Source organism: Neisseria flava, assembly GCF_982712965.1.
Genome location: NZ_CEXQBZ010000112.1, coordinates 45,497 through 58,201, shown reverse-complemented (window position 1 = coordinate 58,201; position 12,705 = coordinate 45,497). Strand labels below are relative to the sequence as shown.

Genomic DNA, 12,705 nt, shown 5'->3' with positions numbered 1-12,705 from the left:
AAAGCAGGCTTTATTTTACTTAACTACGGATTTTAGCGTTTTACACCGCCGTATGCCGTATCCAAGTTGCGGTCGGTTTTAAATTTGGCAACACCGGCCAGCGCGCTTGCGTTGTGACCGAAGAAGTGGCCTTCGGTTTTACCGAAGTGGCCGTTGGCGCGGGCATAACCTTCAAACGATGCGCTAGATGGTTTGATGCGGGCATGGACATCCATGTTTACCGCGTTGTTTCTCATAGAACCGGCCAAGACGCGTTGACCGAAGTCTGCGCGTAAAGTACCCGCCATCGGGTTGTTGCCGGTGTAGTTGTTGATACCTTTAACTGCGTAGTTGGCTACGCCTGATACCGGCATAGAGGTAGCGCGTTTGTCGCCTGAGTAGAAAACGCCGCGGTTGGTGCCTTTGGCGTATTCTTTGCCGACCCACTCGCCGTAGTACACTTCAGAGCCGCCGCTCTTGATGGTGTTGAACGCATAGCGGCCGAGGTTTTGACGGGTGTATGCGTCGTTGACCTGTACGGTTTTCACGCCGTTGCGGTCTACATTGCCGGACATGCGGTTGACGTTGGTGTAGTGCACGCCCGAACGGTAGGCAGCGTGTTTCATCACTTTTTCGCCTTCGGCTTCAGAGGCGGGTTTGCCCCATTTTTTGCCGTATTTGTGGTTTTGGTAACCGTAATCAAATGGATTGTAGGCATTGTTGGCGGCAAATACGCCTGTGCTGAACAAAACAGCCAAAACAGCAGCGGTGGTTTTTTGCAGATTCAGTTTCATGATACGCTCCTTAAAGGAAAACGATGGTGGGAAAAATAATGTTCTGTCAGTGTGAGCAGATTATCGTTCGTTATGTGAGGAGACTTGTTTTTCTTTTATCTGAATCTCATTCTAGGCTGGGAGTGTTAGAGGAGAATTAGCGGATGTTTTGGAGAACGTTGGAATGAGATAGGAATAGGATAAGAATGTTTGTTTTTAGTTAAGAAGTATAGTAAACACGGTTGGCGTTGGCGCACGCCGCAATTTAATCTGTCCTGATATTGAAATGTTTCGGTGATGGATTAATTGAAATGATTTATAAAGAAGAGAAAAGGTCGTCTGAACATTTCTTTCGGCGGAACCTGCAGAGCTTGTTTCAGACGACTTTTGAAATTGAGAAATAATATTTAGGAAATAGGCAAAAAAATAACCGCCAAAGGCGGTTTGTTTTGGTGGCCAGAGGCGGAATCGAACCGCCGACACACGGATTTTCAATCCGTTGCTCTACCAACTGAGCTATCTGGCCTTCGCTGTTTCGTTGCGAGATGTGCATTAAACCAAAAACGGCGTTTTAACGCAAGGTTTATTTCGATGCGCCGTATATTATTTTTATAAACATATGTTTTATATTGGATTAAAAAGCAGCGTATTTGGCGGGTTTTGCCCGTTTTTCGCAGCCTTTCCTATAAATAGGCAATACGATAAAATACGCGCTGTCTGAAACACCATCATGAAGGAAGCCGCCATGACCCGTATGGTTCACTGCGTCAAACTCGGCAAAGAGGCCGAAGGTATGAAATTCCCGCCGCTGCCCAACGAGCTGGGCAAGCGTATTTTTGAAAATGTGTCCCAAGAGGCTTGGAATGCGTGGACGCGTCATCAAACCATGCTGATTAACGAAAACCGCCTGAGCCTTGCCGACCCGCGCGCGCGCGAATATTTGGCGCAGCAGATGGAGCAGTATTTCTTCGGAGACGGGGCGGATGCTGTTCAGGGCTATGTCCCTCCGCAAGAATAAGCGCAAGCTGTTTTGAATGGCAAAGGTCGTCTGAAACCGAAATTGGTTTTCAGACGACCTTTTTCTGTTTGACGGGCAATTATGCGCCGAACACTTTCAAACGGTTTTCCACCGGTTCGAAGGTTTTTTCACCGGCAGGCGCTTCGATGCCACCGATGACCATTTGCGCGCGCAGAAGCCAGCTTTCGGGCAGATTCCATTCTTTGGCGATGGCGGCGTCGGGCAGCGGGTTGTAGTGTTGCAGGTTCGCGCCCACGCCGGCGGCGGCAAGCGTTGTCCAGACGGCGTATTGCGTCATCGCGTTCGCATGGTCCGCCCAGACGGGGAAGTTGGCGGCATAAGAAGGGAACTGCTCTTGCAGACCTTTGACGACGTTTTGGTCTTCAAAGAACAAAATGGTCGCCGCGCCTGCTTTGAACAGGTTTAATTTTTGCGCTGTCGGCTCGAATTGTTCGGCAGGCACGATGGCGCGCAAAGCGTCTTCAACGAATTGCCACACTTTGCCGTGTTCTTCGCCGAAGAGGACGACGACGCGGGTGGATTGCGAGTTGAAGGAAGACGGCGTGTGTAAAACGGCGTGTTTGACGATTTCGCTGATTTCTTCGTTGCTAATGGTCAGGTTTTTATTCAGTGCGTAAATGGAACGGCGGGTTTCTGCCGCTTGTTGCAAGGTTTGATAAGTCATTTTGTTTTTCCTTTGATTGATGTTTAATCGGTTGGCGGGTTTGGAAATCTATTTTGCTTGTTTTCAGACGACCTTTGGGTCTATCAGGATTTGTTTTTGCCGAACAGGTTGTCCAATGCCAATGAGCCGCCGCCGGCTGCTGCGAGATAGAGGAACACGAAGCAGAACAAGACTGCCGATTCGCCGCCGTTAGCAAGCGGGAACAGCACCGAACCTTTGGCAGCGTGTGCCATAAAGTAGGCAGCCGCCATCTGACCGGACAGGACGAAGGCGGTAGGACGGGTAAACATTCCGAGAATCAGCATGATGCCGCCGACGATTTCCAAAATACCCGCCACCAGCATCAAGCCTTCGGGCGAGCCGCTACCCATGGCGGTCGGGAAGCCGAAGAATTTCGCCGTACCGTGTAAGAGGAAGAGGTAGGCGGTTACGATACGCAATACGGACAATAAAATAGGTTGGATACGGGCACAGGTTGCAGACATGGGATACTCCTAATCAAAATGTAAGAACGGAATGAAAACTAATCTTATCTGGGCAGTATAGATAATTACTGCCAGTAGATATATACTGCTTTTATTGATACAACGTTTCCCCAAAAGAAAACATGGATACCCTGTTCAGCCTCAAAGTTTTCCGCCAAGTCGTCCAAAGCGGCAGCTTCACCCGCGCCGCCGAGCAGCTTGATATTTCCACCGCAATGGCGAGCAAACACGTCAGCCATTTGGAAAATTCGATTAAAGCCAAACTGCTGCACCGCAACAGCCGCAACCTCCACCTGACCGAAGCGGGCGAAGAATACTACCGCCAATGCAGCTACGCGCTCGATACGCTCGACACCGCCGCGCAAAAGGCGGCAGGCGGGGCGGACACGCCGCAGGGTATGTTGCGCGTGACCATGCCGCTTTGGTTTGCGGGCAATTTAATCAGCAACTGGCTGGCGGAATACCGCGAACGCTATCCCGAAGTCATGCTCGATTTAGTACTCGACAACCGCCACGTCGATTTGATTGCCGAAGGCTTCGACCTCGCCTTGCGCGTCTCAAAAACCCTGTCTCCGTCGCTTATCGTCAAACCGCTTGCGCAAATCCAGTTCGTCCTGCTCGCCTCGCCTGACTATCTGGCGAAACACGGCACGCCGCAAACGCCCGAAGAAGCCATGCGCCATCCCGCCATCCTGCCGTCCTATACCGACCAGCGCAATTTGGAAATCACGCATCAGAAAACGGGCGAAAAAAGCATTCTGACGCTTAATCCGGTGATTCTAAGCGACAATACGCTGATGATCCGCGAATTGGTCAGGGCGGGCGCGGGCATCGCCTATCAGCCGCTGTGGTCTGCCAGACAGGATTTGAAGGAAGGCAGGTTGGTCAGCCTGCTGCCGGAATATCGGGTGCGGACCGAGCAATTAAACGCGGTTTATGTGGACAGGGCGTTTTTGAGCGCGAAGGTGCGCAGTTTTATCGATTTCCTGAACGAGAAGATTTCGGCGGAAGGGGAATGAGGATTGGGGATGAAGATTAGCAAAAGGTCGTCTGAAAACGGGAAAGCGGTTTCAGACGACCTTTTGTTTGTGCGGCGGTTTATTTGACCTGCTGCATGTATTTTTTCAGACGACCTTTGCTCTGCATGGCGCGGTTTTCCAGTTCGTCCACAACGGCTTGCGCTTTGGCTTTGTTCACCGGTTTGCCGACCTGAATCACGCCGCTCATGTTCATCATGCGGTGCGGCGGGCAGGTATAGACGTATACGCCTTCTTTGTCGAGTTTGAGGGTGAAGTCTTTGCCGTCTTCGGAGAGGAAGTCGGCAACGCCGTCGGGCAGGGCCTTGCTTTGCACCCAGTGGCCTTTGTTGGCGGCTTTGAAGGTTACGGTGTCGCCGACTTTGGCGTTGACGTAGCCGGGTTCGAACACCATGCTACCGTCTTTGCCGTTGTCGAGCATTTTGACTTCGTGGTTGGCGGCGTATGCGCCGAGGGAAGCGGTCAGCATGAGGAGGAAGAGGGATTTTTTCATGGGGGAGTCCTTTCTAAGGATATAGTGGATTAAATTTAAATCAGGACAAGGCGACGAAGCCGCAGACAGTACAAATAGTACGGAACCGATTCACTTGGTGCTTCAGCACCTTAGAGAATCGTTCTCTTTGAGCTAAGGCGAGGCAACGCCGTACTGGTTTAAAGTTAATCCACTATAAAAAATATGGGACGGGCTGATAAGTCTAAGAAGTAAGCCTTGGGCTTACTGCCCTCTCCCTAACCCTCTCCCGCGGGCGAGGGGATAAGTTGCAGGGAGAACGCAGGCCGGATGCTCAATTCCGACATTTCAGGAGCGGATTGTTGATTGTCAACCGTCGTCATCCTCGCGCGGGCGGGGAATCCATTGGAATGACGGCGGCGGTTAAGTTACGCACTCTGCCGCATCGGGCGGATAACGGGCAGGCCTTTGCTGTCGTATAAGAGTTCGATGTCCACTTTGTACAGCCTGCCTATCATGTCTGCCTGCAACACGTCCTGCGGCGCGCCCTGCGCCTGTACTTTGCCTTCGCCGAGCAGAATCACGCCGTCTGAAAACTGCGCGGCGAGGCTCAAATCGTGCAACACCATCAGCGTAACCAGATTGTGTTCGTGCGTGTATTGCACCACGCGCTCCAAGAGGTTCAATTGGTGGTGCATATCCAGCGCGCTGACCGGTTCGTCCAGCATCAGGATTTCGGGACGGCGCAGCATGACTTGGGCAAACATGACGAGCTGCCGCTGTCCGCCGGAAAGCCGCATGACGTCGCGGTGCGCCAGATGGCCGATGCCCAGCTCCGCCATGATACTTGCGGCTTCGTGCAGCAGTTCGTCGCCGACGTGCATGTGCAGCGCGTCCATGCGGCCGAGCAACACGACTTCCAGCGCGGTCAGCGAGGCTTCGGCGGCGGTATCCTGCGGCATATAGCCTATGCGTTTGCGCCAGCTTTGCAGGTGGATTTTGCTCAACACTTCGTCGCCGTAGCGGATGGTGCCTTTGTGCGCCACTTCGCCGAAAATCGTTTTCATCAGCGAGGATTTGCCCGTGCCGTTCGGGCCGAGCACGGAATAGACTTTGCCTTGTTCCAGCGTCAAATCGATACTGTCGGCGACCACATAATCGCCGCGCCGGATATGGACGTTTTCAAGTTTCAACATTTCAGACGACCTACCGTTTCGTTAACACAATCCAGAAGAAGAACGGCACGCCGACAAACGACGTAACAATCCCCACCGGAAACAGCGCGCCGGGGATAATCACCTTGGACAACACGCTCGCCACAGATAAAAACGCCGCTCCCGCCAGCATCGCGCCGGGCAGGAAAAAGCGTTGGTCTTCGCCCAAAAGAATCCGCGCCACATGAGGCGCGACCAGTCCGATAAAGCCGATGACGCCGACGAAACTGATTGCCGTTGCCGTCATCACCGCCACCAATACCAGCGTTTTCAGGCGCAAAAGTTGCAGATTGATGCCCAGCCCGACGGCGCGTTCTTCGCCCAGGCGCAGCGCAGTCAGCTTCCACACGTCGCGCGAAAGCAGAAACACGCATACCGCCGTAACCGCCGCCGTAACGATGACCGTTTCCCAAGTCGCCTTGGTCAGGCTGCCGAACAGCCAAAACAGAATCTGCTGCGAAATCTCAGGCGCGGCGATAAACTGAATCAGCGACAAAATCGACTGAAATAGGAACAAAAGCGCAATCCCCACCAACACTAGCATCGCCGAATTAAAGCGGCGCGCCGAGGCAAACAGAAACAAGATGCCCGAAGCCAGCATGGTCATCACAAACGCACCGATGGGGACGGCGACCGTTTCAGGCAGCCCGAAACCGCCGAACGCAATCACCGCCGACGCGCCCAAACCCGCCGCCGCCGCCAAGCCCAGCGTATAAGGGCTGGCCATCGGGTTGTTCAACAACGTCTGAATCTCCGCTCCGCCGACACCCAAAGCCGCGCCTACCACCAGCGCCATCACCGCAATCGGCAGGCGCAAATCCATCACAATCAGGCGGTTCATTTCATCGACTTCGGGTTTGCCCAGCAAAACATTGACCACTTCGCCGACAGGCAGCGTGTCCGTCATCGCCGGGCCGGTGGCGATGTCGAATAAGAAGCTGACCGCCGCGATGATTAAAAACATCAAAACAATCAACCAACGCTTGCCTTCTAGCCTGCGCTGGTTCCTCACAATCTCGGCAACAACCGAATCATTCATTTTTCAAACCTTTGAAATTAAGGAACAAGATCGGACATCCATGCCCGACCATCTCTTTTGTCTGTATCCGTTTTGAAGGGTGGTTTTTTGAAAATCGGAATAACGGCTTTCCAAAACGGCTTTGCCCTCTCCCTAGCCCTCTCCCACGGGGAGAGGGAACAAATTGCAGGGAATCGCAACAATAGTTGAATTTCAGTTATCCGATTCCCTCTCCCCGTGGGAGAGGGTTAGGGAGAGGGTAAAACAGTCAAACCCACCTGAAGCTCTCTGTTCGGCACGACAGGAATTCGTAGCGTGGGCTTCGCCCACGAAAACAGGGAAACCCCATACCATTCGCCATCATTTCTGAAAACATTACCCGCGGGCAAAGCCCACGCTACGGTTCTATACAAAACCCATGCTGCTTTCAGACGACCTTCCGCATAAAAAGGTCGTCTGAAACCCAGAAGCCCGCCTTATTGCCCTTTCGGATACAGGTAGAACGTACCGTTCGGTACAACCGGCAGGTTTTGGCGGTAGAAGTCGATATAAGTCTTTTCAGGATTGAAGTCTTTGAACAACTGCGGATAAATCGCTTTGGCCATAAATTGAATCGATGCGCCGTCGGAGAGTGTGCGCGAATTGGCGTGGTAGGCGGCGTAGAGGCGGTTGTTTTTAATCGCAGGCAGGTTCGCCCAGCCGGCGCGTTTGGCAAAACCGGCCAAGCGTTTTTCCGCTTCGGCTTTCGGAATGCCCCAGCCCATCACCATGGCGGTCGGGCTTTTCTTCAATTCGGTTTCGCGGCCGGTAATCACGATGACGTCGGGTTTGGCGGCGAGGACTTTTTCAGGATTGATCGGACCGTAGAACTCGACCGAAGAAGCGGCGATATTGTTGCCGCCGACCAGTGTCGCCATCGAACCCCACATGCTCTTACCGAAGGTTACGCTGTGTTCCGCAGGGCCTTTGTTGCCGAACTCGATATACACTTTGGGCTTGGGCAGGTTGGCTTTTTTCACGCGCGCCTGGATGGTGTCGGCGATGCGTTTGTAGTCTGCCGCCAGCTTGTCCGCTTTTTGCTGCTGGCCGGTCAGCGTGCCGATGAGTTTGGTTGATTGAATGTGTTTGGCGACCGTTTGCGCGTTGTAGTCCAACACCACAATCGGAATGCCCGCTTTGTTGATGCGGGCGAGGTCTGAACCCAAAGCCTTGTACTGCCAGTCTGCCAGAATCAGCAAATCGGGTTTCAATGCCAATACTTTTTCAACGGAGAACGTGCCGACTTCCACTTCGCCCACGTCGGCAAGCTGGTTCAACTTGGGCACGGCTTTGCTGAATGCCGCCCAGCTCGGCGGCGCCCAGTCGGCCCAAACCGCTTTGGAGAAGCCGACCACATTATTCAGCGCGTCCTTGCCGCCGATGGCCATATAGTCTTGATAATAAAAGCCCAAAACCACGCGTTTGGCGGGCAGGTCGACGGTTACTTTGCGGCCGTTGACATCGGTAATTTGAACCGGTTTGGTATGGGCGGCGGCAGTGCCGAATGCCAATGTGGCGGCGAGGGCAAGGGAGGAGAAGCGCGAAAGTTTCATTAGAGTAAAATCCTTTTAATAAATAATGTTATATGTAATTTACATATGAATAAGAATCTTTATTATTTATATGCGAGACTAATAGATTTAAAATAAATGGAAAAGTTCCGTTATTCAGGGAAGTTTTTTTTATTGCAAGCGTGATGGTGTTTATTGTTTAGACAACGCCTGCCGTTTGCCCGATAAAAGGTCGTCTGAAACCTCAAGCAAAGACATAAACCTTTGTAAATCTTCAATCATTTTATTCTTCGAAAGTCCGCCATGCTGATAATTACCACCTGCCTTGCCTACCCCGAACCGCCATCCAACCTGCTGCCGTTGGCGGACGCGCTGACACGAGACGGCATACCCACTGCCTTCGCGCCTTGGCAAAACCGCCCGAAATCCGCCTTTATCCTGCCTTTGTGCGCATGGGATTATGCGTTGGAGCCTGAAACGTTTGGGCAGTGGCTGACCGAAGCGGAAGCGGGCGGGCAAAGATTTATCAACCCCGTCGGGCTGATGCGTTGGAACATGGGCAAACGCTATTTGTGCGATTTGGCAGAATGGGGGGCGGACGTGATTCCGAGCGTGCAGACGTCGTCTGAAAAAGAAAAATTGGAAGACATTTTAGAGAATCGGGGTTGGCGGGAAGCGGTCGTCAAACCCGTTATCGGGCAGAGCGGGCGCGGCGTGGCAAAAATCAGGGCGGGCGAAGTGTCGTTGAAGGCGGAGGATTATCCACAAGGCGTCATCGTCCAACCTTATATCCGCGAAATCGAAACGGCGGGCGAAACCTCGCTGGTGTTTTTGGACGGGCGATTCAGCCACGCCGTGCTGCGTATGCCGCCCCAAGGCGAATGGCGCGCCAATTCCGCCTACGGAGTCGCCGTCAGCCCTGCCGCGCCGCCGGAAAAAGCAATCAAAACCGCACGGCAGATATTGGACATGCTGCCTGAAATACCGGCATACGCCCGCATAGACGGGACGCTGATTGACGAAAGATTACTGCTCAACGAATTGGAACTGATCGAACCCGCCCTTTACCTGCATACCGCTGAAAACGCGGTTGCCGATATGGTGCAGGCGGTAAAGCGCGTTATCGCGGGCTGACGATAAAGAGTCCATGCCAAAAAGGTCGTCTGAAAACAAAGGGAGCGCGTTTTCAGACGACCTTTTTTCAAAATCAGAAAACGAAATGACGGCCGCGCATTATAAACGCGCGATAAAGCCGGGCAGCTCGGACAAATCGTTCAAGATTGCCAAATGCGGCCGCGTTGCCAGTTGCGCGGCGGTATGTGCGCCGGTCGGTACGGCAACGGCAGGGGCTTTTGCATTTGCCGCCATATCCAAATCGTGGGTCGTATCGCCGACAATCAAAGTTTGCGAAGGCTCCAGCCCCAATTCGGAACATAAGGCAAAAACCATATCGGGCGCGGGTTTGGACGCATATTCGCTTGCGCAGGCGGTTGCCATCCAAAAATCCGCCGTACCTGTCTGCATAATAGAACGGTCCAAACCCGTACGCCCTTTGCCTGTCGCTACGGCAAGCCAAAAGCCTTGTTGTTTTAAAGTGTTCAAACAAGGGATGGCTTCGGGGAACAAGGTCATATTGTGATTGTTCGGATTCAGATAATGCGCGGCATAGGTTTCCGCCAATTCTTCGCGCAGGTGTTCGCCCGCATCAGGCGCAAGGCGGAAGATGATTTCGGGCAGGCTGTAACCGATTAAGGCGCGGATGGCATCCGCATCGGGGGCTTTTAAACCGCAGTCGGCAAAACTTTGTTGAAACGTACGGATAATCGGGCGCGTCGTATCGGCGAGCGTTCCGTCCCAGTCGAAAATAATCAGTTCAGGCTTCATAAGGAATCCTTTCAGACGACGTTATCGATATGATTGTATAGCGGATTTTCAGACGGTTCAAAACGGCATTTCCTTTGAAGATTTGTTTGGCCGGCAGGAAAATACGGCAGTTTCGGGTAAAATACGGCGGTTTGCCAATCATCCGAAAGAAACCCATGTATTCCCTAGCCCGCAGCCTGCTGTTCAAACTCGATGCCGAAAAAGCCCACCATTTCACTCTCGACGCGCTCAACAAAGTTTATAAACTCGGTTTGCTTCCGATTTTCGACAACCGAATCAAGCCCGTCAAGCTCATGGGCATCAGCCTGCCTAATCCGGTCGGGCTGGCCGCCGGACTCGACAAAAACGGCGAATACATAGACGCATTGGGCGCGCTCGGCTTCGGCTTCCTCGAAATCGGCACGGTAACGCCCAAACCGCAGCCCGGCAATCCGCAGCCGCGCCTCTTCCGCGTTCCTGAACACCAAGGCATCATCAACCGCATGGGCTTCAACAACCACGGAATTGACGCCATGATTCAAAACATCGAAAAAAGCCGTTATCAGGGCGTGTTGGGCATCAACATCGGCAAAAACGCCGTAACCCCCATCGAAAACGCCGCCGACGACTATTTAATCTGCCTCGAAAAAGCCTACGCACACGCAAGTTACATTACCGTCAATATTTCCTCGCCCAACACCAAAAACCTCCGCGCACTGCAAGGCGGCGACGAATTGAGCGCGTTACTCGAAGCCCTCAAAAACAAACAGGCACAGCTTGCCGCCGCACACGGAAAATACGTCCCGCTCGCCGTCAAAATCGCTCCCGATTTGGATGAGGCGCAAATCGAAGATATCGCCCACGTCGTCAAATCCGTCGAAATGGACGGCATCATCGCCACCAATACCACCATCGACAAATCAAGCCTCGGCAGCCATCCGCTCGCAGGCGAGCAGGGCGGTCTAAGCGGTCTTCCGGTGCGCGAAAAAAGCAACCGAGTGCTGAAAACATTGGCGGAACACATAGACGGCAAGCTGCCGATTATCGGCGTAGGCGGCATTATGAACGGTAAAGACGCCGCCGAAAAAATCCGTCTCGGCGCAACCGCCGTCCAAGTGTACAGCGGCATGATTTATAAAGGTCCGGCATTGGTGAAGGAATGTCTGGCAGCATTGAAGTAAGCGCGATTTCCAACATGTTAAGAAATTAAAAGATGTTAGCAAAAATTAGTTTAATATACATATATCTTGGAGGATATGATGATTTTTGGAGATCCATATAAATTTGCTATTCAATTTGATTTTGTAGAAGATTGGTTTCTGGAATGGGGGGAGGATTTGAAAAATGATGGAGTATTTCATTATATTATTCAAGGTTATATATTGCCGACCGAATTGAAGTATCAATCAATCAGCATTCTAGATGCGGTAAATTCATTGAATGTAAAAATAGGCAGCCTGAATCAATTCAATGCTTCTACAATCTATAATCAAGATGCTCAATATATTTTGGAAAAATTAGAAAATATTTTGGAAAAGATCTTAAACGGAGATGAAACCTATGAGGAATATCAATTATATGACTCAACCTATTTAAATATAGAAGAAAATATTTTTGATAATCAAAATAGCTGGCTGGTATCAGCCGACCATTCGGAAAAAATCATATTTAGAGATTATAAAGGGGAGATTCAGGAGGTTATATTAGAAAAAGGATATTGTATAGATATAATGGAAAAAGTAATCACTTGGGCAAGATCTTATTTTCAAAATGAAAAATGGATTTAATTAGGGGCTGACGTAGATTAGCTGTAGAAACCAGTAGCGTTGTTTACAGTATTTCCAGGAGAGTATTAAAACATGAACATCCACAAAAACACCCGCCTTACCCCGCACTTAAAGCCGCAAGTCGTTTGACAGTCCAGAACATCGGCAAAAGGAGTTGTGCCGCTTTGTTAATTTCTATAACACCGTGAAGCCGCACCGCAGTTTGAACGGCGATACGCCGTTTGAGGCCTTGCAGGCTTATTTCTCTTAACCTGTGGTGTAGACAGCGCGACGATTTTCTACATTTAAGGTTTTCAGACGACCTTTTGTGTGAACATAGATGAATAAAAGAATATAGGAGACCTTTGCAATAACATGAGTTATTAAAATTTTATGCTCAATACCATTTTCAAAATGAAGAACCTCCCTGATTTCTTCTACTTTTTTCTCAAAATCAGAAAGGTTTTAGCCAATTGAAAATTTTTTAGCACATTTTTATGCGTCAAATTTTGTTAACAGACTATTTTTGCAAAGGTCTCAAAAGAATAGATGTGGTCATCCAGATTGGCTCAACAACTGTTTTTAGTCGTTTCAATGAATATTGTATCGGCTGCTTATCAAGTTTTAAGGATAGATGGATATAAATAAAATAGGTAGATATATAAATAAAAAAGACCTTGTTTAAACAAGGTCTTTTTTATCTGGTGGAGGTAAGCGGGATCGAACCGCTGACCTCTTGCATGCCATGCAAGCGCTCTACCAACTGAGCTATACCCCCGAAATTTGGTGGCGAATCAGGGACTCGAACCCCGGACACAAGGATTATGATTCCTCTGCTCTAACCGACTGAGCTAATTCGCCGTTTC

13 protein-coding genes, 3 tRNA genes and 1 pseudogene are annotated in these 12,705 nt (G+C 51.0%); 6 read left to right on the top strand and 11 right to left on the bottom strand.

From position 1 onward, the window contains the following. Positions 1 to 32 precede the first annotated feature (32 nt). Positions 33 to 773, bottom strand: coding sequence for a Slam-dependent surface lipoprotein (locus AC5M9B_RS06385; RefSeq protein WP_146736175.1), 741 nt, complete (start codon positions 771 to 773; stop codon positions 33 to 35). A gap of 429 nt (positions 774 to 1,202) precedes the next feature. Further along, a tRNA-Phe gene (locus tag AC5M9B_RS06380) sits at positions 1,203 to 1,278 on the bottom strand. Between the two features lie 219 nt (positions 1,279 to 1,497). On the opposite strand from AC5M9B_RS06380, the gene AC5M9B_RS06375 reads away from it, so the two are divergent. After that, positions 1,498 to 1,770, top strand: a complete 273-nt coding sequence (locus AC5M9B_RS06375) for an oxidative damage protection protein (RefSeq protein WP_029609564.1) — start codon at positions 1,498 to 1,500, stop codon at positions 1,768 to 1,770. 79 nt (positions 1,771 to 1,849) lie between these two features. On the opposite strand, the gene AC5M9B_RS06370 is transcribed toward AC5M9B_RS06375, so the two are convergent. Beyond that, positions 1,850 to 2,455 carry a nitroreductase family protein gene (locus AC5M9B_RS06370; RefSeq protein WP_455007404.1) on the bottom strand — a complete coding sequence of 202 codons (606 nt, stop codon included), beginning with the start codon at positions 2,453 to 2,455 and terminating at the stop codon, positions 1,850 to 1,852. An 83-nt stretch (positions 2,456 to 2,538) separates the two neighbouring features. Next, a complete protein-coding gene (locus AC5M9B_RS06365) occupies positions 2,539 to 2,940 on the bottom strand; it encodes a DoxX family protein (protein ID WP_070655423.1) in 402 nt (133 codons plus the stop codon). A gap of 122 nt (positions 2,941 to 3,062) precedes the next feature. Between AC5M9B_RS06365 and AC5M9B_RS06360 the strand changes: the two genes are divergently transcribed. Beyond that, positions 3,063 to 3,959 (top strand): LysR family transcriptional regulator, encoded by an 897-nt coding sequence (locus AC5M9B_RS06360; RefSeq protein ID WP_070655425.1) that lies wholly within the window; start codon positions 3,063 to 3,065, stop codon positions 3,957 to 3,959. Between the two features lie 79 nt (positions 3,960 to 4,038). Here the strand turns inward: AC5M9B_RS06360 and AC5M9B_RS06355 are convergent, their stop codons facing one another. The 4 genes from AC5M9B_RS06355 to AC5M9B_RS06340 all read right to left on the bottom strand — a co-directional run bounded on the left by AC5M9B_RS06355 (position 4,039) and on the right by AC5M9B_RS06340 (position 8,252). Continuing rightward, on the bottom strand, positions 4,039 to 4,470 hold the full coding sequence (locus AC5M9B_RS06355; protein WP_003743313.1) for a plastocyanin/azurin family copper-binding protein: 432 nt from the start codon (positions 4,468 to 4,470) through the stop codon (positions 4,039 to 4,041). 386 nt (positions 4,471 to 4,856) lie between these two features. After that, positions 4,857 to 5,624, bottom strand: coding sequence for an ABC transporter ATP-binding protein (locus tag AC5M9B_RS06350; protein WP_070655426.1), 768 nt, complete (start codon positions 5,622 to 5,624; stop codon positions 4,857 to 4,859). Between the two features lie 10 nt (positions 5,625 to 5,634). Further along, positions 5,635 to 6,681 carry a FecCD family ABC transporter permease gene (locus tag AC5M9B_RS06345; RefSeq protein ID WP_070655428.1) on the bottom strand — a complete coding sequence of 349 codons (1,047 nt, stop codon included), beginning with the start codon at positions 6,679 to 6,681 and terminating at the stop codon, positions 5,635 to 5,637. A 455-nt stretch (positions 6,682 to 7,136) separates the two neighbouring features. Next, entirely contained in the window at positions 7,137 to 8,252 is a 1,116-nt protein-coding gene (locus AC5M9B_RS06340) for an ABC transporter substrate-binding protein (protein WP_487648398.1), read from the bottom strand. Between the two features lie 261 nt (positions 8,253 to 8,513). On the opposite strand from AC5M9B_RS06340, the gene AC5M9B_RS06335 reads away from it, so the two are divergent. Next, on the top strand, positions 8,514 to 9,344 hold the full coding sequence (locus tag AC5M9B_RS06335; RefSeq protein ID WP_487648397.1) for an ATP-grasp domain-containing protein: 831 nt from the start codon (positions 8,514 to 8,516) through the stop codon (positions 9,342 to 9,344). 99 nt (positions 9,345 to 9,443) lie between these two features. Here AC5M9B_RS06335 and AC5M9B_RS06330 read toward each other — a convergent pair whose 3' ends face one another. Further along, positions 9,444 to 10,094: an HAD-IA family hydrolase gene (locus tag AC5M9B_RS06330; RefSeq protein WP_049226661.1), complete on the bottom strand. Its 651-nt coding sequence runs from the start codon at positions 10,092 to 10,094 to the stop codon at positions 9,444 to 9,446. Positions 10,095 to 10,249: 155 nt separating this feature from the next. Here AC5M9B_RS06330 and AC5M9B_RS06325 point away from each other — a divergent pair, with 155 nt between their 5' ends. The 3 genes and pseudogenes from AC5M9B_RS06325 to AC5M9B_RS06315 form a co-directional block, all read left to right on the top strand. After that, positions 10,250 to 11,254: a quinone-dependent dihydroorotate dehydrogenase gene (locus tag AC5M9B_RS06325; protein WP_487648396.1), complete on the top strand. Its 1,005-nt coding sequence runs from the start codon at positions 10,250 to 10,252 to the stop codon at positions 11,252 to 11,254. 75 nt (positions 11,255 to 11,329) lie between these two features. Beyond that, on the top strand, positions 11,330 to 11,860 hold the full coding sequence (locus tag AC5M9B_RS06320; RefSeq protein ID WP_070655434.1) for an Imm42 family immunity protein: 531 nt from the start codon (positions 11,330 to 11,332) through the stop codon (positions 11,858 to 11,860). Positions 11,861 to 11,975: 115 nt separating this feature from the next. Further along, positions 11,976 to 12,148, top strand: a pseudogene (locus tag AC5M9B_RS06315) (integrase core domain-containing protein); the annotation flags it as partial. A gap of 393 nt (positions 12,149 to 12,541) precedes the next feature. Here AC5M9B_RS06315 and AC5M9B_RS06310 read toward each other — a convergent pair. Together AC5M9B_RS06310 and AC5M9B_RS06305 are read right to left on the bottom strand one after the other, a co-directional pair. Beyond that, positions 12,542 to 12,617, bottom strand: a tRNA-Ala gene (locus tag AC5M9B_RS06310). A gap of 6 nt (positions 12,618 to 12,623) precedes the next feature. Then, a tRNA-Met gene (locus tag AC5M9B_RS06305) sits at positions 12,624 to 12,700 on the bottom strand. Between the last annotated feature and the right edge of the window lie 5 nt (positions 12,701 to 12,705).

What these genes read in the sequence shown, in the direction of transcription:
- AC5M9B_RS06385 (WP_146736175.1), bottom strand. Translation starts at nt 773, where the DNA reads ATGAAACTGAATCTGCAAAAAACCACCGCTGCTGTTTTGGCTGTTTTG.
- AC5M9B_RS06375 (WP_029609564.1), top strand. Translation starts at nt 1,498, where the DNA reads ATGACCCGTATGGTTCACTGCGTCAAACTCGGCAAAGAGGCCGAAGGT.
- AC5M9B_RS06370 (WP_455007404.1), bottom strand. Translation starts at nt 2,455, where the DNA reads ATGACTTATCAAACCTTGCAACAAGCGGCAGAAACCCGCCGTTCCATT.
- AC5M9B_RS06365 (WP_070655423.1), bottom strand. Translation starts at nt 2,940, where the DNA reads ATGTCTGCAACCTGTGCCCGTATCCAACCTATTTTATTGTCCGTATTG.
- AC5M9B_RS06360 (WP_070655425.1), top strand. Translation starts at nt 3,063, where the DNA reads ATGGATACCCTGTTCAGCCTCAAAGTTTTCCGCCAAGTCGTCCAAAGC.
- AC5M9B_RS06355 (WP_003743313.1), bottom strand. Translation starts at nt 4,470, where the DNA reads ATGAAAAAATCCCTCTTCCTCCTCATGCTGACCGCTTCCCTCGGCGCA.
- AC5M9B_RS06350 (WP_070655426.1), bottom strand. Translation starts at nt 5,624, where the DNA reads ATGTTGAAACTTGAAAACGTCCATATCCGGCGCGGCGATTATGTGGTC.
- AC5M9B_RS06345 (WP_070655428.1), bottom strand. Translation starts at nt 6,681, where the DNA reads ATGAATGATTCGGTTGTTGCCGAGATTGTGAGGAACCAGCGCAGGCTA.
- AC5M9B_RS06340 (WP_487648398.1), bottom strand. Translation starts at nt 8,252, where the DNA reads ATGAAACTTTCGCGCTTCTCCTCCCTTGCCCTCGCCGCCACATTGGCA.
- AC5M9B_RS06335 (WP_487648397.1), top strand. Translation starts at nt 8,514, where the DNA reads ATGCTGATAATTACCACCTGCCTTGCCTACCCCGAACCGCCATCCAAC.
- AC5M9B_RS06330 (WP_049226661.1), bottom strand. Translation starts at nt 10,094, where the DNA reads ATGAAGCCTGAACTGATTATTTTCGACTGGGACGGAACGCTCGCCGAT.
- AC5M9B_RS06325 (WP_487648396.1), top strand. Translation starts at nt 10,250, where the DNA reads ATGTATTCCCTAGCCCGCAGCCTGCTGTTCAAACTCGATGCCGAAAAA.
- AC5M9B_RS06320 (WP_070655434.1), top strand. Translation starts at nt 11,330, where the DNA reads ATGATGATTTTTGGAGATCCATATAAATTTGCTATTCAATTTGATTTT.